The following is a 20,459-nucleotide window of genomic DNA, read 5'->3' on the forward strand; positions in this document are numbered from 1 at the left end:
TAATTGAGCATACATGTACATTTTTGTATTTGTTTTTAGTAGAATATAAAGATAGTCAATTTTAACCATGATATGTAAGCAATAATATGACAAACTTAAGAACAAAATGCCATTTTATTTGTTCTTTTATAAATATTTGGTTGCTATTAGCAAAGTAATGCTAAACATACTACATTTTTAGTATTTTCTTACGATAAGGAGTGAATTTGTTGGAATTAATAGAATATGGCAAAGTACAATCTTTGCTCGATTCTTACGCGAATAAACCCGTATACATTCACGTTGAGACTACAAATGGTGCATATGCAAACCATTTTGATCAACGCGTATTTAATGCTGGTACATTTTTAAGAAACATCCAGATAACTTTTGAACACGCTCAACTTAAAGGTGGAGAAAAAGATCCCTATCGCGTAGGTTTAAAATTAGTAAATAGTGGTTGGGTTTATGTTCAAGGATTAACCCATTTTGAAGTTAATGGTAATAATGAATTTCTCATCGCTGGTTTCAATTATGAAGGACAATTAGCTGCAACGTTAGAAATTAGTACACAACCATTTAACATATAGAGGAGGACGATAACATGTCAGAAGAAAAACACGTACTCGTAATTTTTCCACACCCAGACGACGAAACGTTCTCATCTGCTGGAACGTTAGCCCGTTATATTGATAATGGTGTACCAGTTACTTATGCTTGTTTAACGCTCGGTCAAATGGGACGTAACTTAGGTAATCCACCATTCGCTACAAGAGAGTCATTACCTGATATTCGTGAGCAAGAACTTGAAGCTGCTGCTGAAGCAATAGGTATTAAAGATTTACGTAAAATGGGATTACGAGATAAAACAGTTGAATTTGAACCACATGATGAAATGGATAATATGGTAAAATCTTTAATTGATGAATTACAACCCTCAGTAATCATTTCATTCTATCCTAATTTCGCAGTGCATCCTGACCATGAAGCAACGGCAGAAGCAGTAGTTAGAACTGTTGGTAAAATGCCAACAGACGACAGACCTAGATTACAATTGGTTGCTTTTAGTAATGATGCACCAGAAAAACTCGGCGAGCCTGATATTTTAAATAAGATCAGTGATTATAAGGATGTTAAATTGCGTGCTTTTGAGGCACATGCATCACAAACAGGTCCATTTTTACAACAATTAGCTACGCCTGACGTAGACGGTGAAGCAAATAGTTTCTTAGAAGTTGAACCGTATTGGACTTATAACTTTGAATCTTAAGTGGAGGCAATAGCATGACTGAATTAGACTTATCTACAAGAGAAGGAAGATGGAAGCATTTCGGTTCTGTCGATCCTATCGAAGGTACAAAACCTGTCGTTAAAGAAGAAATGACCGACTTACAAAGCACGAACAAAAACTTTTTATTTGATATAGAAGAAGTAGGCATAAAAAACTTAGTCTATCCTGTCAAAATTGATGATTATCAAACGGCTGGTACTTTTAGTTTTTCTACAAGTTTGAACCAGGATGAAAAAGGTATCAATATGAGTCGTATACTTGAAAGTGTCGAGCAGCATTACGATAATGGAATTCAACTTAATTTCACTTCGCTAAACGAAGTGTTACGTACGTTACAAACTAGTATGGAGCAAAGTTCTGCCGGCGTAGATGTTTCTGGTAAATGGTTTTTCAATCGTTTTAGCCCAGTCACTAACATTAAAGCGATAGGTAATGCAGATGTTACATTTGGCTTAGCGATCGATGGAGACGCTATTACTCGTAAAGAATTGACGATTAATGCTGCAGTAACGACACTATGCCCTTGTTCTAAAGAAATCAGTGAGTATTCAGCGCATAATCAACGTGGTTATGTCACTGTAAAGACTTATTTAGATAAAGATACGGCGTTAAATGATAATTACAAAGAAATTATTTTAGATGCAATGGAAGCTAATGCAAGTTCAATACTATATCCTATTTTAAAACGCCCTGATGAAAAAAGCGTCACAGAACGTGCATATGAAAATCCACGCTTCGTAGAAGATCTTATTCGTCTTATAGCAGCCGATTTAGTAGGATTTGAATGGATTGAAGGTTTCGATATTGAATGTAGAAATGAAGAATCTATTCATCAACATGATGCTTTTGCAAAAATTAAATATAGAAAATAATAAGTCTTAAATTTTTACTGGAATAATTCATTGTATGTAACTATGTTTACATGTGATTATTCCGGTTTTTTTGTTTGCAACTAAAAATTTTTGGTTTAGCATTAATTTTTTTAGCTTATAGTAAAAACACCAAAAATAATGTAAATAAATAAACATAAAGAGTAAAAAAATAATACCCCCATTAAATGAAAAACATATTAAAATAATTACTATATGATATGTGTATTAAGCAATTTCAACCATTCATATATAATCATTTTTTGTGTGGTGATTGAGTGTGGATTTTACATTGACGAGGTTTAACAACCAAAATGCTTTACAAGGACTTACAAATTTAAGTCGTATTAATGTTTATTTAATTATTAACGGCCATATGTCCCTCTTAAAAAATAACGAATTGCTGCATTATCATATAGGCGATGTCTTTCATATCTTTGACTTTGACCAAACGATTATCTTCCCACATCATGCTTCGCTATTAAAATTATCAATAAACCATCATTATTTTTACGATATTTATGATGATCATACCTCACAAGGGAAGACTTTAAATTATCCAAGTAATCAAATATTTATAAATGCTTTATATGCGTTACATCAAAATGAACTATCTCGCTTTAAACATACAATTAACTTATATTTTCAACAAATATGTAATACCTTAAACACCGATTTACATATAGATCAATCTACACAAAGCTCTTACGGTTTTACATTAATTAAAAACGTTATCCTTTATCTGAACACACACTGTTTAGATAATTTATCATGTAACAATATTGCTCAAAGTCATTACGTCAATCATTGTTTCCTATCTCGAGAATTTTCAAAATTTATGAAAACGACATTATCAAACTATATTACGATAGCGAAAATTACTCATAACGCTAAATGGTTACTCGAACAATCTACCAAAACATATACATGGCAACACTATCATTTCCATACATATAGTGACTATGCCTCACGTTTTGAACAAATTTATCATTGTTCCCCAGAAACATGGCCAACACAAAATAACCTCAATACAAACCGCGCAAGGCGAATTTTAGACAAAAATTTAATGGCCCAATTAAGTAAACTCAAATAAAATATATAAAGTTGGTGAACAACATGAATATTATCAAATATGAAGAAAAAAGAACTTTAATTAAAAAAGTAGTAAAACAAAATTTAAATATTACATTAGTAGAAATCGTAATTTTAGATAAAATAGCCGAACTTAATAAAACACGTATTGAAGCATCTGAATTAAAAAAATCGCTATATAATAAAAATACGCCTATCTCATCACAATTAAGTAATTTAATCAGCCTGAAATTATTAAAAAAAGAACGAGACTTACATGACGAACGACGGATTTATTTATATGACATAGATTTAGCAAGTATCAACAAAGTTTTACAACAATACCATTCTATAGTTAGTAAATTAATAGCAGCGACATAGTAATTAATGTTTTCTAGACTACTTAATTCATTCTACCAAAAAAAGAACTAATCTATTGATATAAATATTAGTTCTTTTTATATTTAACTTCTTGAACTTTCGAGTGAAAATTTCGCCTTGGATTATTGATTCAACTAACTATAGCTAAAAATTAAAAACGCCAACCACTATTGTTCTAATAGCAATTGACGTTTAATGTCGAGTCATCGGTTATTGAGGCTCTCACATTATTAATAATATTATTTTAAATGTTCGTATGGACTATTTTTTACGAAAGAAATAATTTGATCTACAAATAATTTAGAACGTAATTGAAACTCTTCGTTCGCTAAATATAACGTACCATCTTCAAGTTTATTATAATCAGAATCATGTGTAGCAATTTGTGTAGGTATTGCAATGCCTAATAAAGTACGTACTATCAAACGTAAATGAGATAAAGGCTCTGCACTGACAATGCCACCACTATTACCAATTAAACCAACGGGTTTCATTTTGAAATCATCCATAGTTAAATGATCTAAAGCATTTTTTAAAATACCTGAATAAGAACCATGGTAATTTGGACTACCTAAAACGAAAAAGTCGGCTTCACGAGCTTTAGATTGTAACTCAGCTAAATTATTTTTATAAGTTTCTGTAGGCGTTGAAGCACCCGAAACATCTAATTGATGTATTGGCTTTGCTGCTAAATCAAATATTTCTGTTTCGAAGTCGTGTTCCTCAAAATGGCCTTTCAAATATTGTGATAAAGCTGTAGTATGGGAGCCTAATTTTGCGCTTCCAACTATAATTAATCCTTTCATTTTTAAGTCACCTCTAATATTAATTGTTATATTCTTTAAGTAATTTCATAATTGCCTTACCAACACCGCTATCTTCATTTGATTCAGTTTCAAATTTAGCAGTTGCTTTAACTTCATCTGTAGCGTTTGCCATTGCAACAGAATAACCAACACGTTCAAGCATAGAAACGTCATTTAAATTATCACCTATTGCCATAACATCGGATATATCAACTTGCAATCTGTCGGCAATCGTTTGTAAAGCTATACCTTTTTGAGCATCTGCATGTGTAATCTCAATATTACCTCTTGAAGATGATGACACTGCTAAACTTCCTGATTCCGCCAATGCTTTACTCACGCGATCAATTTTATCCAGGTCACTATCAAAAGCAAGAATTTTCATAACGATTTCCCCAGGTGTGTCTTTAATTTTGTCATAATTATCTACAACTTTTAAAGTGCCATTATCGATTCTTTTTTGTATACCTGTTTTAATTTTTTCTACATCAGCTTGTTGTCCCGCGCGTTCAGCAATATCGATATAAATATCTAAATCACGTTGTGGGTTTTCAGTATATATCCCAATGTTAGTATATATTTGATAATAAATACTTTCTTTATTAAGTACGTCTGTAATTCTATCAATTAATTCTCGGTTTAAATTTGAAGTACTACTTATGTTAAACGATTCATCTCTAACTTCAGCCCCGTTCAAACAAATATATGGTAATTTCAAATCAGTTTGTGCGATAGGCGTACTTGCTTCATAAAATGCGCGACCTGTCGCAATGACTACGGTAATACCTTGTGATTGCGCATATTCAATAGCTTGAATATTTTCCTCTGAAATTTCATGTGCAGCATTTAATAACGTGCCATCCATATCTGTTGCAATTAATTTTATCATTATAAATTTTCGTCCCCTTCTGTATTAAGTTACACACTAGCCTGTAAACGAATAAATACGCGCACTTTTTATAACACATTATATAGTTTAACAAAACTTTACGTGTTTGTATTATCGTCTGTTCGGCTGATTTTTTTATTTTTCCTTATATTTTTAAAGAATTGACGTAATAAATCGCCACATTCTTCTGCTAATATGTGATTATTTACAATGGCTCTATGATTAAAACGTGGTTCTTGTGTTAAATCCATTAAGCTGCCACTACAACCACCTTTCGGGTCACTTGCGCCATATACAACTCTTGATATACGACTCATTACAATTGCACCTGCACACATGACACATGGTTCTAGAGTTACATATAACGTACAATTTTCCAAACGCCAACTCCCGACTATTTTAGCTGCTTTTTGTATGGCTAAATATTCAGCATGTGCTGTTGGGTCTTGCAGTGTTTCTCTTAAATTATGCGCACGTGCAATAATATTATTGTCTTTTACAATGACTGCACCTATTGGCACTTCACCGATTTGTTGTGCTTTTAAAGCTTCATTTATTGCAACTTTCATATATTTTTCATCACTTGTCATGTGTCTGACACCTCACATATGGTACAATACTTATTGTCTATTTTAACATTTGGAGCGTTAATCATGAATAAACCATTTATAGCAATCGAAGGCCCTATTGGCGTTGGAAAATCTTCTTTAACGCATAAATTAAGCCAAGATTTAAATTATTACGAAGAAAATGAAATTATCGATGAAAATCCATTTCTTTCCGACTTCTATGACGATATCTCAAAATGGAGTTTCCAAACTGAAATGTTTTTTTTATGTAATCGATATAAGCAATTTCAAGATTTAGCACAAATTCACCAAGGTATTGTTAGCGACTATCACATATATAAAAATAAAATATTCGCACACAACACACTGACATCGACTGAATATGAAAAATTCACGCGCATATATGACATTCTAACTGAAGACTTGCAGATGCCAAATATCATAATCTTCTTGGACGCTGATTTATCAGTACTGCAACAAAGAATTGCTAAAAGAAATCGCAGCTTTGAACATCAAATATCTAATGATTATTTATTTGCTCTAAAAGAAGATTATACTCATTTTTACGATACATTAAAAGCCGATGGCCAGAATGTCATAAAAATTGATACCTCGACACTTGATTTTGTAACGCATGACGATGATTATCAATATATATTAGAACTTGTACGACCAGTTATAGGAGGAACGAAAGATGAATAATTATGGTATTCCACAAGATGCAGTGATTACTATTGCTGGAACTGTAGGAGTAGGAAAATCAACTTTAACTCAAGCCTTAGCAGACCGTTTAAATTTCCGCACGTCCTTTGAAAATGTAGAGCATAATCCATACTTAGATAAATTTTATCATGACTTTCAACGTTGGAGTTTCCACTTACAAATTTACTTTTTAGCGGAGCGATTTAAAGAACAAAAACGTATGTTTGAATATGGGGGTGGCTTTGTTCAAGACCGATCAATCTACGAAGACGTTGATATTTTTGCTAAAATGCATGAAGCACAAGGCACAATGACAGATGAAGATTTTAACACTTACTCTGAACTATTTAATGCTATGGTGATGACACCTTATTTCCCTAAGCCAGATGTACTTATTTATTTAGAATGTGATTATGACGAGGTAATTAATCGTATACAACAACGTGGCCGTCAAATGGAAATCGATACCGACCCTCAATACTGGCAAAAGTTATTCCAACGTTATGAAACTTGGATTAGCCAGTTTAATGTATGTCCAGTCGTTCGCGTAAATATCAACGAATATGATTTACATGCGGACCCAGATTCACTAGATGTTGTCATCAACAAAATCAAATCCGTTATCGATACTTATAGAAAAGTAGATCAACGTTAATACTAAATAAAAAGGTTGAAACATTTATGGCTTAAAGCGCCTTGTTTCAACCTTTTTATTATTCAATATGACTACGGTTAATAATTTTATCAATCTCGTCATCATGCACTATTTTGTTATAATAACTATCATCAACTTGACTTAGACCGAATGTATGTGCCTTTTCTTTGTCATTAGTTCCAATGTATTGATTGCCATCGCTATCTTGATAATAATCAAAAATTACGCCTTCATATCTAGCTTCTTGAAAAAGCTCATAAAGTTCTTCTAAATCATCTCTAGCCACATGTTTATAATACAGTGTGTGTAATGTATGATCTTTAGTTTGAGCAATAAATCCTTGTTTTTCGGCGCGTTCATCCTCAGTCACTAAAAGTACTTCATTACCATGAATACTTACCACTTTATATGTTTCATTATTATAAATCGCGTATTTGCCATCAATCATTGAAAACACCTCTTTTTTAGAAACTCATAATTTATGTTTTATATATTATGACACATCAGCATTATGAATCCTATTGATTTATAATATCGATGACCTCATTCATTGTCGGTATTATATAATCCGCTTCGGCAAAACTTTCTTCGATATCCACACCCGTTAATACAGCGATAGATAATCCTAATCCCGCATTTTTACCGGTTTTAATATCATTTGCTGTATCACCAACAATTGCAACATCTTTAGGGTCAACATTATAATTATCAAATAACGGTTTTAATACTTCTGGATTTGGTTTTTCTACGGCATTTGCTTCTGTAGAAATAATTACATCAAAAAATTGCGCACTTTCTGTCACCTCTAAAAATTGATCAACACCTTTTTTTGAATCACTCGTTACGATACCCATCTTGTACCCTTGCTGTTGTAAATTTTCTAAAGTTTGATACGCACCTTCAACCCACTCGTTGTCAGGAACACGGTTGTCAACTAACGTTTGACTACGTTGTTGCACCCATTGTGTCACATCTTCTTCCGCAATATCATTAAATGTTGCTATCATGTTATCTAATGCGCCCGAAGCCATAATCGTACCTTGCTGAATTTCACCGTCCACGATACCTAAACGTTTATAAGCTGCATCCACATTAGTAATTTTGTACTTATAACGTTCAATAAAATCATCAGCTAATTGTAAACCGATAGTCATCCAACTACGATCAAAATATATTAATGTGCCATCTTTATCGAATAAAATCCACTCCATCAAATTACATCTCCTACGTATTTATCATTACTTGTTTGATTTATTTACTACTTTCACTTTAGTCATAATATTAAAAAAGGCAAATATCAAAACATCATTTTAAATAGTAAATACAATCAATGAGTAGCTATGTATATATTTAAAATAAGCGTAGTTTTGACTTTGCCTTAAAACGATATTAAATATTAATATTTAGGAACTACGACTCTCCAATTTTGTGGATCGTCAAGTTTACCACTTTGTATGCCTACATAATTATCATAAAGCTTTTGTGTAATTGCACCAGTTTCGTTATTGTTAATAACAATTTCGTCTTCACCATATTTTAATTGGCCAACTGGTGAAATTACAGCTGCAGTACCTGTTCCAAACACTTCATCCAATTCACCTTTACGATGAGATTCAATTAATTCATCTATAGATACGCGACGCTCTTCAACATCATAACCTAATTGTTGAGCTAACTCGATTACCGTTTTACGTGTAATACCTGGTAAGATACTACCGTTTAATGCTGGTGTTACGATTGTGCCATTTTCTACGAAGAAGATATTCATACTACCAACTTCTTCAATATATTTTTGTTCGACACCATCTAACCATAATACTTGGTCGTAGCCTTGTTTAGATGCATTCGTTTGCGCTTTTAAACTTGCTGCATAGTTACCTGCAACTTTAGCATGTCCTACACCGCCACGCACGGCGCGCACATATTCATCTTCTACATAAATCTTCGTTGGATTTAACGATTCACCACCATAATACGAACCTGATGGTGATAATATAATAAGCAGTTTGTAAGAATAAGATGGTCTTACACCTAACATTCCTTCTGTAGCAAAAACGTAAGGTCGAATATATAATGATTGTCCTTCACCTTCTGGTACCCAATCACGTTCTTTATCGACCAACTGTTTGAGTCCTTCTAATAAAACGTCTTCATCAACTTTAGGCATATCTAATCTACTTAGTGAATTATTGATACGTTTAAAGTTTTCTTCTGGTCTGAAAAGTACGACTTCACCATTATGTTTGTATGCTTTTAATCCTTCAAATACTGCTTGTCCATAATGTAACGCTTGTGCTGCTGGAGAAATTTCAATTGGTCCATACGGCACAATTTTTAGGTCATGCCATCCTTGATCCAAATCATAATCGAAGCTTAGCATATAGTCAGTAAAGTATTTACCAAAACCTAAATCACTTGGATCCGGTTTTTCTTTTAAGTTTTCACGTTGTACAAATTCAATTTTTTCTGACATGATTTATTCCTCCAGTTAGTTCTAAAATTTTAGTTAAAGCCAATTATACCAATCGTTTGAGGCGCATTCAATAATTTTCAAAAAATTTAAAATTTGGCACATTCGAAAATGTTCTTTTTAAAATAAATTTATAGCTAAGAAAACATTGTTGTATGAGCGCTAGATTGTCACTCTTAATAGGTCATCACCCTTGACCTTTATGTTACTATTTATTACGTTAAAAAGTAAAATCATTGCGTATAAAAGCGTTAATTATGCGATGACTGTTACAAATCCCCATTTAAAAATTGAGCTTCGCCGTTAAAGAAACTCCAATTTTCATCGGTATTTTCTACTAGACTTATCATGACATCTTCTCTACGTATATTTAACTCTTCGTGTAAACGTGATACTAAATTGCGATAAAACTTAGTTTTTTGGTCTTTAGTGCGAGGACGAGATACCAAAGTAAATACTAATACATCATCCGTTCTTTCCACGCCTAGACCTGTATCTAATATCGCCATTTCATAATCTTCATGTTGTGTAACGATTTGATATCTATCGCCTTCTGGTGCTTCAAATGCATCTAACATCACTTCGTATGATACATCCAAAATTGCTTTTATCTGTTCTTTAGTACGTCCTTTAATTATATCTATTTTAATAATTGGCATAATATGGCCCCCTTAAATTAATATGTTCCACTCAAATGTTATTTTAGCTTATTTTCAAGGGTTTACAACTCATCTGTTTTCTATATGATATTTTAGATAAAATTAAAAACACTTAAAAGTTTTACAACTTTTAAGTGTTTTTATTATTTATCTTACGCAATTTTGCGCTTCAATTGCTTCTAACATTATTTTGGTCATAGATTGTAAGTCGTATTTAGGATTAAAGCCCCATTCTGCTCTAGCACAACTTACATCAATGTTATCAGGCCAGCTATCAGCAATTGCTTGTCTATCTGGATCTACGTCATAGTCCAATTTAAAGTTTGGATAATGTTCTAAAATAGCTTCTTTTACCATTTCAGGTTCAATACTCATAGCACTCAAGTTATAAGCATTTCTATTTATAAGTTTAACGCCGTCTGCTTCCATTAATTTAATAATGGCATCTACTGCATCATCCATAAACATCATATCCATAAATGTATCTTTAGCAATATAACTAGTATATTTATTTTCTCTAACGGCTTTGAAATAAATTTCTACAGCATAGTCTGTAGTACCGCCACCTGGTTCTTTAACGTGTGAGATAAGTCCTGGGAACCTTACACTTCTTGTATCAATACCAAATTTTTCAAAGTAGTATTGGCACAATAATTCACCGGCTACTTTATTTACACCATACATTGAAGTAGGCCGTTGTATAGTAACTTGTGGTGTATTTACTTTTGGTGTCGTTGGTCCAAACGCACCAATTGAACTTGGCGTGAAGAATTTCAAGTCATATTCACGGGCTGCTTCTAAAGCATTCATTAATCCACCCATATTTAAGTCCCATGCAAAAATCGGATTTTTTTCAGCTGTTGCTGATAATAATGCAGCCATGTGCATCAACGTATCGGCTTTAAACGTATCTACTAGTTCGAACATACGCTCTTTATTCGTTACATCTAAAATTTCAAAAGGTCCATCTAATATTGGAGAGCCTTCTTCAGGCTTTCTAATATCAGTAGCTAAAACATTTTCGTTTCCGTAAATTGCTCTACATTTTACTACTAATTCAGTTCCAATCTGTCCTAAGGCACCTGTAATCATAATTTTTTTCATTTCTCTCTCTCCTTTGTCTATCACCAAAAAGCAATGTATTTCTCACAAAAACAAATTACCTATTTCATCTTAAATTATACTATATTCCCTCGAAATTGTATACTGTGAGTGAACATGAAGTAATTTATTTATTAAGTTACACAATTCGTTTGAATTTAACGCCCCTCCATTTATACGTACGCGATTTAAAATAGCTAACATCGGGAATTAATAAAATGGATTAAGAAAAGGAGTGAAATAAATGGATTATAATTTATTAGGTAATTCTGGTTTAGCAGTATCTAAATATGCACTTGGCACAATACCTTTTACAGGTACAAATGGTTTTGAAAATGCAGGTGGCATGTCACAACAGCAAGCCAATAAGATGATTGATTACGCACTAGATCAAGGTATTAACCAATTTGATACGGCAAATTTATACTCTAAAGGTGATTCCGAGATTGCATTAGGTAAAGCAATTAGAGATAAACGTCATGATATGGTTATTAGTAGTAAAACAGGCTTTCAATTGACTGATCATCCTAATGACGGTGGCGCAAGTAGAATTAACATAGAACGTTCAGTTAATGAATCACTACAAAGATTAAACACTGATTATATTGATTTGTATTACACACATTTATGGGACGGCCAAGTACCAACGATGGAAACCATTCAGACTATGAATGATTTAATTCAACAAGGTAAAATTCGTTATTGGGGCGTTTCAAATTATAGTGGTTGGGCTTTAGCTAAAACTCACACACTTGCCGTTGCTAATAATATGACTCCACCTATTGCACAACAAATTTACTATACACCTGAAGCACGTGAAGCTGAATATGAATTGTTACCTGCTGGCAAAGAACTTGGCGTTGGTAATAGTATATGGTCTCCATTAGGTGAAGGACTTTTAACTGGTAAAGTTTCAAGAACAAAATCAGGCGAAGCGGGTACACGTCAAGGGGATGGCTGGCCAGAACCTTATATTAAAAATCATGAATTATTTTATAATTTAGTAGATGTGCTTAATGATATTGCAACACAGCACAATGTTTCAGTTGCCCAAGTGACATTAGCATGGTTGAGAGACAGACCGAATGTAGACTCACTTGTACTTGCAGCAAGAACCCAAGAACAATTACAAGATAATATCGCTTCTTATAATTTACAATTAACAAATAGTGAAATTAACACAATTACTGAGTTAACAAATCCAGAACCTATATATCCATTATGGCATAGAGCAATGAACGCTTACGACAAAGCTTCAACATCAGAAAAAGTATATCTTGAAGGCTATAATAACTTAATGAACAATAAAGATGCTATGCTGTAAAACTTCGATATTAAAATGATAGAAAAACTTTGAAAAGTAAGGGCAATTACCATCGATGTCGGTGGAAATTGCCCTTTTAGTTAAACTTGCATTTTATTTTGAGCTAGACAGACCCAGCTCAAAAATATTATTTACACACCACTTCTTTATTAAAATAAAACGAATGAAAGAGTTAATCGAATTACACTGTTGTCTCCATTCCCTTTAATACACTTTTATTTTGAGCAAGACTCCTGACGGATTAGAAAGAGTCTCGAGACTACAGGCTCGAGCCTTTCCCGTAGGAAAGCGTAGCTCAAAATAAATATATTATTCAAAAACACAACAAAAAAGCCAATCAACGCGTAAAAAACACGTCAACCGGCTTCTTCATTGGGCGTTAATCCCAGACTTAGATTCTAATAATTACTATATATTAAAATTTGTCTTTTAAATCATTTGCTTTGTCTTTAGCTTGATCTTTAACTTCTTTTTGCTTGTCTTTATCATTCTTAACTTCGTCTACTTTGTCTTTTGCTTGGTCTTTAAATTCGTCAAATTTACTCATTATAAATCCCTCCTAAAAGTTTGGATATATAGTTTTACCACCTAAAAACATTGGTAAACACTTTTTACGATAAATTTTAGCTTTTTTGTAAATTAATAAGTCTTTATCTGTCCAAACATTACTTTCATAACACTTTGGAGCTTTTATAAACTATCGCTGTTTTTTAATTTCTTTTAATTTAAATGATAATAAGAAACCAACAATAGTTACACATGTAGCTACGACAAATGAAATATTAACCCCATGCACGATACCTTCTTGCCCTTTTGTTGGATCTGCAGCTAATGACATAACCGTTATAAATAATGCCGTACCTAAGGCACCTGACATTTGTCTAAAGGTATTATTCATCGCCGTACCATGCGAAATTAAGTGTTGTGGTAATTGGTTAATCGCTAACGTTGTCATCGGCATCATAACCATCGCAATTGAGATCATTCTAACCATATTCATTATAGTTAGATAAGTAATACTTGTATGCGCAGTCAAGAACGTAAATGGCAATGTTGATAAGGCTAGCAATAGTAAACCACCACGAGCCAACCATTTACCACCAAATTTATCGAATAAATATCCAGTAATCGGGTTAAAGAGACCCATAACAACTGCACCTGGTAATAATACTAACCCAGAATGTAAGGGCGTTAAGTGCAACATGTTTTGCATATATAACGGTAATATAATATTAGTAGCAATCATAACCGCAAAAACAAACATACCTAGTACAGTACCTATTGTATAAATGTTATATGAAAACACTCTAAATTCGAGCATAGGCTCTTTTAATTTTAATTGACGTTTAATAAATATTACTAATGCAATAATACCAACGATTAGAGAAACAATAACGTGCCAGCTCGTAAATCCAGCCTGACTTACCGTACTAAAGCCGTATAATATACCCCCAAATCCGATCGTAGATAATACGACAGATAATTTATCAAGTTTAGGATGCGTTAATTCTGTAACATTTTTCAATAAGATATATGCAGTGATAATATTAATTACTGCGATTGGCAGAATAACGTAGAAAACACTTCTCCATGTGAAATATTCGACTAAAACACCTGATAACGTTGGCCCAATTGCTGGCGCAAATGCAATCACTAACCCAAATAGTCCCATGGCAGTACCACGTTTACTTTCCGGGAAAAGTAAAAATAATATTGTTTGCATAAGCGGCATCATAATACCTGCACCAGCAGCTTGAAGAATTCTACCTATTAATAATGTGAAGAAATCTGGCCCAAAGGCACAAATTAAAGTACCAACAGTAAAGACGCCCATGGCAGATAAGAATAATTGACGAGATGTAAATCGTTCAATTAAAAATGCGGTAACTGGAATCATAATACCGTTAACGAGCATAAAGATTGATTGCAACCATTGAACGGTACTATTGTCCAGATGTAAATCTTTCATTATTGGTGGCAACGCTGTACCTAATAAAGTTTGGTTTAATATTGTTATAAATGCCCCTGATAATAAGACAATAAATAACGGTATATTTTTCTTTAAATCAAACTTTTCTGTTTCAGACAAAGTAATCCCTTCTTTCAATGAGTTAAAATATTTACTTGTAAAAACCTTACTATTTCATGTGTAAATAAATAAGATCGTTCATCTTACTTCATATAAAGTAATCCGCACGATCCATTATCAATACACACATTCGAATGCATTTAGCTTTAGTTACAATTGTTATAATTTAACACTTATACCATCTTAAGTCCACTTAGTTGCTTACTATTGTTATAAAAATATAAATTTCAAAAATTCAATTAAATCTAAATATCCAAATATTGAGCTAGGTTGACAATTGTATTATTACTTGCTATAAAAAGTATATTATTACAATTGGAGATGATGATATGTTGCACATAAATGCTACATCTTTAATACAAAGCAAATAATTAAATGCTTTGTTACTCATTTTTCTATTCACAAAGCATTTAAATGACTTAATATAAATTCGTTTTGTGAAAGGAAGAACAACATGGAAACTAAAATATATCCATATCAATTTAACTATATTAAAAACAATGTGGCACGTTTGCTAAACGTCTATAACTCTGTAAATGACAAACGCACTGTTACTGCTATCCAACAAACGATAAAGGAAGATATTTTACAATCATTCCCTAATGTTGACGATGCAGTCACACAAGCTGTTGACGACTTAATGAATGTCCAGTTGTCTAGCTTACAAGCTGACAAAGTATTAGACATTTTCAGTACTTACGTCACACCTTTTAAACATCCTAGTAATAAGCAAGTAGAAAAAGTGTTTAACAAGGTTAAGAAATTAAAGACACCTTTAATCAGTGATGAAGTATTAATGGAAAGCACTTATATAGGCTGGAATGAAATATCTTCAGGTCGTAAATATATTATATATTATGACGAACATGACAAATTAACTGGTTTTTATGGTGATATTTCAAACCAAACAGTAAAAGGCTTTTGTTCGATTTGTAACAAAGAATCCAATGTCGCATTATTTATGCGCAAAACGCATTCTTCAAGTGACGGTCGCTATACTAAAAAAGGTGATTATATTTGTTTAGATAGTACACGTTGTAATCGTCAAATTACAGAGCTGACACACTTTTATAAATTTTTAGCTAAAATTAAATCTTAAAAATACGTAACAATAAGAACACCTGACTACAAACTTATTACTTTTGTAGTAGGTGTCTTTTTAATATTGCTTTTGTTATTCACTTAACTTCGCAAATATGAGATAAATTTACTAATTGCTGCATTGTTATTATCTTTACCCTTAGTTATGGCCGTAAAATAAATATAATAATCAAATGGTTTCCCTATTGGCACAGTTTCAATAGAACCGTTCATAATAAAGGGATCATCTTCAATAATCAGGTTAGAAACGATGCTAATCCCTAAGCCTTCAGATACTGTTCTAATCAATACACTTGGATTATTCGTTCTGAATACTATTTTTAATGAGCCATTTTCATCTTCGAATGACTTCAAATTATTTTGATAAAAGCTACGATCATACAATACAAATGGATATTGCTGAATTTCCTCTAAATTTACTTCTTCTTTAAGTGCTAGCTTTGATTTTTTCGGGACAATTAATTTAAATCCACTCGACCTATTTAAAGAATGTAATTGTAATCCTTCATCAACAGATTCGTTATCTCTTATACCTATTAAACCTATGTCCACTTCATTTTTTTGTACAAGACGTGCAATTTCATCTTTATCACTTTCTAAAATTTTCACATTAATATGCGGATAGTCTTTTTTAAATTTAGACAGGGCTTTCGGGACAACTTTATTAAATAAAGTAGGAATCGTCGCTATAGTGAGAGAACCATTAATATGCGCCTTCATTGCATCTACCTCGTCTAATAAGTTATGTTGTGCTTCTATTATTTCAATAATATAAGGTATTAGATGCTTACCGTCTTGAGTAGGTAAAGTCCCTTTTCGCGATCTATTGAATAATTTATACCCCAATTCTGCTTCTAAATTCGCAATAGATTGGCTCATCGCAGATTGGCTAATATGCATTGCTTGAGCCGCATAAATAATAGATTCAGTTTCATATATTTTTTTAACATAACTCAATTGTTCAAAATTCATAACTTCACCTCTTTACATCAGTTTTACTTATATAAATATCAGAAATTCTAATTATACATTAATATATTTTAACTATTATAATAGTTATTGGTTTAGAAAAACAATATTACAATAAAGGACGGTCTTACACTATGTACGATAAACTCTGGACTAAGGATTTTATCTTCATAACTATAGTTAACTTTTTAATGTATCTTATTCATTACACATTAATAGTTACAATTACAGAATTTACGATAGATAAATATCATGCATCTGAAAGTATGGGCGGTCTTGCCGCAGGTATATTTATTATCGGCATGCTATTTGGTCGTCTCGTTTCTGGACGAATCATCGATAGTTTACAGCCTAAAAAAGTATTACTTGGTGGCATCATATTTTCTATAATTACAGTGGCGCTCTATTTTGCAATTAACAGTCTAGCTATTTTAATGCTTGTACGTTTACTACATGGTTTAGCATTTGGTTTTGCCTCTACTGCGACAGGAACAATATCTTCACGCATCATACCAGAAGAACGTAAAGGCGAAGGTATCGGTTATTATGCTTTAAGTGTGACTACCGCTTCAGCATTCGGCCCATTTTGCGGAATTTTAATCAATCAGCACTTAGGTTTCCAATCTAATTTCTTAGTATGCTTAGTCGTCATTATCGTGGCATTTTTATTTGCTATAGTTATCAAAAAACTACCTCAAATTAATGTAAGTCAAGACATTGAGGAGGCATCTAATAAAGGCTTAAGTGCATATATTCAAAAAGAAGCTTTACCCATTTCAACCGTGATCATTTTGGTCGGTGTAGCATATTCTAGTATCTTATCGTTCTTAACTGTTTATACCGCCCATATTAATTTAGCAACGGCTTCAAGTTTCTTTTTCATCGTCTATGCGGTAAGTACATTTGTAACAAGACCCTTTACCGGTAAAATTTACGATGCATATGGTGAAAATAAAATTATGTATCCTGTACTTATCAGCTTTATTGTCGGGCTAGTATTACTTGGTTTAACACACGGTAGTATACTATTACTTATTTCAGCAATATTTATTGGTATTGGCTACGGTACAATTATTCCTAGCGCACAAGCCATTGCGATACAGCAATCACCTAAAGATAAAGTTGGTTTAGCAACTTCTACTTTCTACATGTTTACAGACTTTGGTGCTGGCATTGGCCCTTTCATACTAGGTACACTTATACCGTTTGTTGGCTATCGTTATTTATATATACTTATGGGTGCATTAGTCATTATCGCAACTATAGGGTATTACTTCCTACACGGTAAAACTGCTAAAAATAATCGCGAATATTAAAACTTCACAAATTCAAAGGGAGTGGAACAAAAATCTTATTTTTATAAGAAGATGTTGTAGTCCCCCACCGGCAAAGATGACTAGCGTTGAAAGTAGTTTGGTTCAAGCACATTTTCAATTCAGTCATTTACTGCCTATATAAAAATAGAGTCTGGAGATAATATTATATCCCAGACTCTTTGTCATATTATTGTTCAAGATTTAACTCAGAGGCAACTCGTTGTTGTCTTGCTTCAAAATCCATTTGTTGTTGATCTAATGTCGCACCACTTTCGATAAGTTGCATCACATTTCCAATTTGACACTGCCATCCAGTAAAATCCAATACGATGTGTGGGAATTCAAACGGTAAATATTCCGTAAAAGTTAAGCGCGTTTGGTTATCTTGCTCTTGCAAGTCAAACCTTACATTACCAATGTCCCATGTGTAGCCAATAACTTTATCTTCAACAAAATCAGTTATCGTCATCGTTTGATTTGCTGTTGTTTCATCCATGACAAATTGCATTTTACCTTGTGGTTTGCGTTCTTCAATAACTAACTGAGGAAACCACTGTTGTATGCCTTCAGTTGTACTTAAGTAATAAAACACAGTTGCAACATGGTCATTTATTTGTGTATTGATTGTTTGGGTTACGCCTTCGTTACTTTTATTATAACTTACCTCCATATTTACAACCTCGCTTAACGATATAAGTCATTATACTTATTCATTCGATAATTTATTCGCCAACCCCTCTTTGACAGATTTATTCTTCATTTTATAATACACCAAAATTAAGAAAACAAACCATATTGGCGTTAATAATACACCACTTCTTGTATCAGGTGTAACAGTTAAAATAATGAGTACGAAGATAAAGAATATTTGCACGAAATAAGCCATTAGTTTACCACCAGGTAATTTGAAGCTGTTTTTCTTATGATCTTCTGGTTGATTCTTAGTGTATTTTACATAAGCATGCATGATAAACATCCAATTTATAATTAATAACACTGTAGATAATGACGTTACATAGAAAAAGACTTGTGTCGCATTAGGAATAAAGTAATTTAAAATTACAGTTACACCTAATAATATACATGTTGCTAAAATAGCTACAAAAGGCACACCTTGTTTATTTTTTAATAACAATAATGTATGCACTTGTTTTTTATCTGCTAGTCCAAAAAGTATTCTACTATTAGCAAATATACCACTGTTACAAGAAGACGATGCTGCCGTAAGCACTACGAAGTTAATTATGCCTCCTGCAAATGGGATACCAATTAGGGCAAATAAACTAACGAATGGACTATCATCTGGACTAATATGATTCCAAGGAATAATAGACATAATAACTGCCAATGCACCAACATAGAATATGAGTATTCTGATTGGCACGTTATTAATCGCTTTTGGAATTGTATTTTCTGGATTTTTAGTTTCTCCAGCAGTAATACCTACGATTTCAATACCAGTGAATGAAAATACAACCATTTGGAACGACATTAAAAATCCGGATGCGCCATGAGGGAAAATACCATCATGTTTATATATATTGTCTAAGCCTGTATAACCATAATGCGTATGGAATGCAAAGACCATCATAATAATACCCACTACGATTAAGGCAATAATTGTTACGACTTTTATTATTGAAAACCAAAATTCTAATTCACCAAATACTTTCGTACTCGTTAAATTTAAAATCATCAATATCAAAATACATGAGAGTGACGTTATCCAATTTGGTATATCCGGTAACCAGTACTCTACATATTTAGCTACGGCTGTAATTTCAGCCATACCTGAAGTGATCCAAGTTAACCAATAAGTCCACCCTGTTAGGAATCCAGCCAATGGTCCTGATTGATCGTGAGCAATATCTGCGAACGTTTTGTATTCGGTATTTGCTACAAGCATCTCACCCATTGCTCTCATAAACATAAATAGTACAAAACCAACAATAATATACGTTAATAAAATAGACGGACCGGTTAAACTAATCGATTGGCCGGCACCTAAAAATAGACCTGTACCTATTGCGCCACCTATGGCAATAAGCTGAATATGTCTATTACTTAACTCTCTGTTTAATTGATTGGACATAAATTCTCCCCATTTGTTTATGTATTTTAGCATTAGTTTCAAATATCATTAGTTCAACCCCCTTTTTCATGAACTAATTTTATATCATAACCATATCTGACTTAATGCTTGATTGTATGATATTCT

Annotated in this window: 23 protein-coding genes; 10 read left to right on the forward strand and 13 right to left on the reverse strand. The window is 32.7% G+C overall.

From position 1 onward, the window contains the following. Positions 1-209 precede the first annotated feature (209 nt). The 5 genes from RPL90_RS04690 (at position 210) to RPL90_RS04710 (ending at position 3,591) form a co-directional block, all read left to right on the forward strand. Positions 210-569, forward strand: coding sequence for a YojF family protein (locus tag RPL90_RS04690; protein ID WP_398573853.1), 360 nt, complete (start codon positions 210-212; stop codon positions 567-569). 14 nt (positions 570-583) lie between these two features. Further along, complete coding sequence (bshB2, locus tag RPL90_RS04695) at positions 584-1,249, forward strand: bacillithiol biosynthesis deacetylase BshB2 (protein ID WP_313546007.1); 666 nt, start codon at positions 584-586, stop codon at positions 1,247-1,249. A 14-nt stretch (positions 1,250-1,263) separates the two neighbouring features. Then, on the forward strand, positions 1,264-2,142 hold the full coding sequence (gene folE2, locus RPL90_RS04700; protein ID WP_313546009.1) for a GTP cyclohydrolase FolE2: 879 nt from the start codon (positions 1,264-1,266) through the stop codon (positions 2,140-2,142). 277 nt (positions 2,143-2,419) lie between these two features. Continuing rightward, entirely contained in the window at positions 2,420-3,232 is an 813-nt protein-coding gene (locus tag RPL90_RS04705; RefSeq protein WP_313546011.1) for a hypothetical protein, read from the forward strand. A gap of 23 nt (positions 3,233-3,255) precedes the next feature. After that, positions 3,256-3,591 carry a transcriptional regulator, SarA/Rot family gene (locus tag RPL90_RS04710; RefSeq protein WP_313546013.1) on the forward strand — a complete coding sequence of 112 codons (336 nt, stop codon included), beginning with the start codon at positions 3,256-3,258 and terminating at the stop codon, positions 3,589-3,591. Between the two features lie 239 nt (positions 3,592-3,830). On the opposite strand, the gene RPL90_RS04715 is transcribed toward RPL90_RS04710, so the two are convergent. From RPL90_RS04715 to tadA, 3 genes are all read right to left on the reverse strand, one after another. After that, positions 3,831-4,397 carry an NADPH-dependent FMN reductase gene (locus tag RPL90_RS04715; RefSeq protein ID WP_313546015.1) on the reverse strand — a complete coding sequence of 189 codons (567 nt, stop codon included), beginning with the start codon at positions 4,395-4,397 and terminating at the stop codon, positions 3,831-3,833. 19 nt (positions 4,398-4,416) lie between these two features. Beyond that, complete coding sequence (locus RPL90_RS04720) at positions 4,417-5,286, reverse strand: Cof-type HAD-IIB family hydrolase (protein WP_313546017.1); 870 nt, start codon at positions 5,284-5,286, stop codon at positions 4,417-4,419. A gap of 98 nt (positions 5,287-5,384) precedes the next feature. Next, positions 5,385-5,876, reverse strand: coding sequence for a tRNA adenosine(34) deaminase TadA (gene tadA / locus RPL90_RS04725; RefSeq protein WP_313546018.1), 492 nt, complete (start codon positions 5,874-5,876; stop codon positions 5,385-5,387). A 63-nt stretch (positions 5,877-5,939) separates the two neighbouring features. Here tadA and RPL90_RS04730 point away from each other — a divergent pair, with 63 nt between their 5' ends. Both RPL90_RS04730 and RPL90_RS04735 read left to right on the forward strand, forming a co-directional pair. Then, entirely contained in the window at positions 5,940-6,557 is a 618-nt protein-coding gene (locus RPL90_RS04730) for a deoxynucleoside kinase (RefSeq protein ID WP_313546020.1), read from the forward strand. Then, positions 6,550-7,212 (forward strand): deoxynucleoside kinase, encoded by a 663-nt coding sequence (locus RPL90_RS04735; protein WP_313546022.1) that lies wholly within the window; start codon positions 6,550-6,552, stop codon positions 7,210-7,212. Before RPL90_RS04730 ends, RPL90_RS04735 begins: the two co-directional genes overlap by 8 nt. 58 nt (positions 7,213-7,270) lie before the next feature. Here the strand turns inward: RPL90_RS04735 and RPL90_RS04740 are convergent, their stop codons facing one another. The 5 genes from RPL90_RS04740 to RPL90_RS04760 form a co-directional block, all read right to left on the reverse strand. Beyond that, complete coding sequence (locus tag RPL90_RS04740; RefSeq protein WP_313546024.1) at positions 7,271-7,660, reverse strand: hypothetical protein; 390 nt, start codon at positions 7,658-7,660, stop codon at positions 7,271-7,273. A gap of 70 nt (positions 7,661-7,730) precedes the next feature. Beyond that, the gene (locus tag RPL90_RS04745) at positions 7,731-8,423 is read right to left on the reverse strand and encodes an HAD family hydrolase (RefSeq protein ID WP_313546026.1); all 693 of its coding nucleotides are present in this window, start codon (positions 8,421-8,423) and stop codon (positions 7,731-7,733) included. 185 nt (positions 8,424-8,608) lie between these two features. Beyond that, positions 8,609-9,685 carry a branched-chain amino acid aminotransferase gene (locus tag RPL90_RS04750; protein ID WP_313546028.1) on the reverse strand — a complete coding sequence of 359 codons (1,077 nt, stop codon included), beginning with the start codon at positions 9,683-9,685 and terminating at the stop codon, positions 8,609-8,611. Positions 9,686-9,951: 266 nt separating this feature from the next. Further along, positions 9,952-10,341, reverse strand: a complete 390-nt coding sequence (locus tag RPL90_RS04755; RefSeq protein ID WP_313546030.1) for a tautomerase family protein — start codon at positions 10,339-10,341, stop codon at positions 9,952-9,954. A gap of 147 nt (positions 10,342-10,488) precedes the next feature. Continuing rightward, entirely contained in the window at positions 10,489-11,445 is a 957-nt protein-coding gene (locus tag RPL90_RS04760) for an NAD-dependent epimerase/dehydratase family protein (protein ID WP_313546032.1), read from the reverse strand. Positions 11,446-11,686: 241 nt separating this feature from the next. Between RPL90_RS04760 and RPL90_RS04765 the strand changes: the two genes are divergently transcribed. Continuing rightward, a complete protein-coding gene (locus RPL90_RS04765) occupies positions 11,687-12,766 on the forward strand; it encodes an aldo/keto reductase (RefSeq protein WP_313546034.1) in 1,080 nt (359 codons plus the stop codon). A gap of 415 nt (positions 12,767-13,181) precedes the next feature. On the opposite strand, the gene RPL90_RS04770 is transcribed toward RPL90_RS04765, so the two are convergent. Both RPL90_RS04770 and RPL90_RS04775 read right to left on the reverse strand, forming a co-directional pair. Then, a complete protein-coding gene (locus tag RPL90_RS04770) occupies positions 13,182-13,313 on the reverse strand; it encodes a hypothetical protein (RefSeq protein ID WP_258027137.1) in 132 nt (43 codons plus the stop codon). 150 nt (positions 13,314-13,463) lie between these two features. Beyond that, positions 13,464-14,855 (reverse strand): MDR family MFS transporter, encoded by a 1,392-nt coding sequence (locus RPL90_RS04775; RefSeq protein ID WP_313546041.1) that lies wholly within the window; start codon positions 14,853-14,855, stop codon positions 13,464-13,466. A 454-nt stretch (positions 14,856-15,309) separates the two neighbouring features. On the opposite strand from RPL90_RS04775, the gene RPL90_RS04780 reads away from it, so the two are divergent. Next, positions 15,310-15,954 (forward strand): FusB/FusC family EF-G-binding protein, encoded by a 645-nt coding sequence (locus RPL90_RS04780; RefSeq protein WP_313546043.1) that lies wholly within the window; start codon positions 15,310-15,312, stop codon positions 15,952-15,954. 83 nt (positions 15,955-16,037) lie between these two features. Here RPL90_RS04780 and RPL90_RS04785 read toward each other — a convergent pair whose 3' ends face one another. Next, positions 16,038-16,928, reverse strand: coding sequence for a LysR family transcriptional regulator (locus RPL90_RS04785; protein WP_313546046.1), 891 nt, complete (start codon positions 16,926-16,928; stop codon positions 16,038-16,040). A 131-nt stretch (positions 16,929-17,059) separates the two neighbouring features. Between RPL90_RS04785 and RPL90_RS04790 the strand changes: the two genes are divergently transcribed. Continuing rightward, the gene (locus RPL90_RS04790; protein WP_313546049.1) at positions 17,060-18,241 is read left to right on the forward strand and encodes an MFS transporter; all 1,182 of its coding nucleotides are present in this window, start codon (positions 17,060-17,062) and stop codon (positions 18,239-18,241) included. A gap of 187 nt (positions 18,242-18,428) precedes the next feature. Here the strand turns inward: RPL90_RS04790 and RPL90_RS04795 are convergent, their stop codons facing one another. Together RPL90_RS04795 and RPL90_RS04800 are read right to left on the reverse strand one after the other, a co-directional pair. Continuing rightward, positions 18,429-18,911 carry an SRPBCC domain-containing protein gene (locus tag RPL90_RS04795; protein WP_313546052.1) on the reverse strand — a complete coding sequence of 161 codons (483 nt, stop codon included), beginning with the start codon at positions 18,909-18,911 and terminating at the stop codon, positions 18,429-18,431. A gap of 36 nt (positions 18,912-18,947) precedes the next feature. Further along, positions 18,948-20,333, reverse strand: coding sequence for an amino acid permease (locus RPL90_RS04800; RefSeq protein WP_313546055.1), 1,386 nt, complete (start codon positions 20,331-20,333; stop codon positions 18,948-18,950). Positions 20,334-20,459 lie beyond the last annotated feature (126 nt).

Origin of the sequence: Staphylococcus kloosii, from assembly GCF_032139365.1 — a bacterium.
Classification (GTDB): Bacteria; Bacillota; Bacilli; order Staphylococcales; family Staphylococcaceae; genus Staphylococcus; species Staphylococcus kloosii_A.

What these genes read in the sequence shown, in the direction of transcription:
- RPL90_RS04755 (WP_313546030.1), bottom strand. Translation starts at nt 10,341, where the DNA reads ATGCCAATTATTAAAATAGATATAATTAAAGGACGTACTAAAGAACAG.
- bshB2 (WP_313546007.1), top strand. Translation starts at nt 584, where the DNA reads ATGTCAGAAGAAAAACACGTACTCGTAATTTTTCCACACCCAGACGAC.
- RPL90_RS04765 (WP_313546034.1), top strand. Translation starts at nt 11,687, where the DNA reads ATGGATTATAATTTATTAGGTAATTCTGGTTTAGCAGTATCTAAATAT.
- RPL90_RS04770 (WP_258027137.1), bottom strand. Translation starts at nt 13,313, where the DNA reads ATGAGTAAATTTGACGAATTTAAAGACCAAGCAAAAGACAAAGTAGAC.
- tadA (WP_313546018.1), bottom strand. Translation starts at nt 5,876, where the DNA reads ATGACAAGTGATGAAAAATATATGAAAGTTGCAATAAATGAAGCTTTA.
- RPL90_RS04720 (WP_313546017.1), bottom strand. Translation starts at nt 5,286, where the DNA reads ATGATAAAATTAATTGCAACAGATATGGATGGCACGTTATTAAATGCT.
- RPL90_RS04780 (WP_313546043.1), top strand. Translation starts at nt 15,310, where the DNA reads ATGGAAACTAAAATATATCCATATCAATTTAACTATATTAAAAACAAT.
- folE2 (WP_313546009.1), top strand. Translation starts at nt 1,264, where the DNA reads ATGACTGAATTAGACTTATCTACAAGAGAAGGAAGATGGAAGCATTTC.
- RPL90_RS04735 (WP_313546022.1), top strand. Translation starts at nt 6,550, where the DNA reads ATGAATAATTATGGTATTCCACAAGATGCAGTGATTACTATTGCTGGA.
- RPL90_RS04795 (WP_313546052.1), bottom strand. Translation starts at nt 18,911, where the DNA reads ATGGAGGTAAGTTATAATAAAAGTAACGAAGGCGTAACCCAAACAATC.
- RPL90_RS04710 (WP_313546013.1), top strand. Translation starts at nt 3,256, where the DNA reads ATGAATATTATCAAATATGAAGAAAAAAGAACTTTAATTAAAAAAGTA.
- RPL90_RS04800 (WP_313546055.1), bottom strand. Translation starts at nt 20,333, where the DNA reads ATGTCCAATCAATTAAACAGAGAGTTAAGTAATAGACATATTCAGCTT.
- RPL90_RS04740 (WP_313546024.1), bottom strand. Translation starts at nt 7,660, where the DNA reads ATGATTGATGGCAAATACGCGATTTATAATAATGAAACATATAAAGTG.
- RPL90_RS04750 (WP_313546028.1), bottom strand. Translation starts at nt 9,685, where the DNA reads ATGTCAGAAAAAATTGAATTTGTACAACGTGAAAACTTAAAAGAAAAA.
- RPL90_RS04730 (WP_313546020.1), top strand. Translation starts at nt 5,940, where the DNA reads ATGAATAAACCATTTATAGCAATCGAAGGCCCTATTGGCGTTGGAAAA.
- RPL90_RS04790 (WP_313546049.1), top strand. Translation starts at nt 17,060, where the DNA reads ATGTACGATAAACTCTGGACTAAGGATTTTATCTTCATAACTATAGTT.
- RPL90_RS04745 (WP_313546026.1), bottom strand. Translation starts at nt 8,423, where the DNA reads ATGGAGTGGATTTTATTCGATAAAGATGGCACATTAATATATTTTGAT.
- RPL90_RS04715 (WP_313546015.1), bottom strand. Translation starts at nt 4,397, where the DNA reads ATGAAAGGATTAATTATAGTTGGAAGCGCAAAATTAGGCTCCCATACT.
- RPL90_RS04785 (WP_313546046.1), bottom strand. Translation starts at nt 16,928, where the DNA reads ATGAATTTTGAACAATTGAGTTATGTTAAAAAAATATATGAAACTGAA.
- RPL90_RS04760 (WP_313546032.1), bottom strand. Translation starts at nt 11,445, where the DNA reads ATGAAAAAAATTATGATTACAGGTGCCTTAGGACAGATTGGAACTGAA.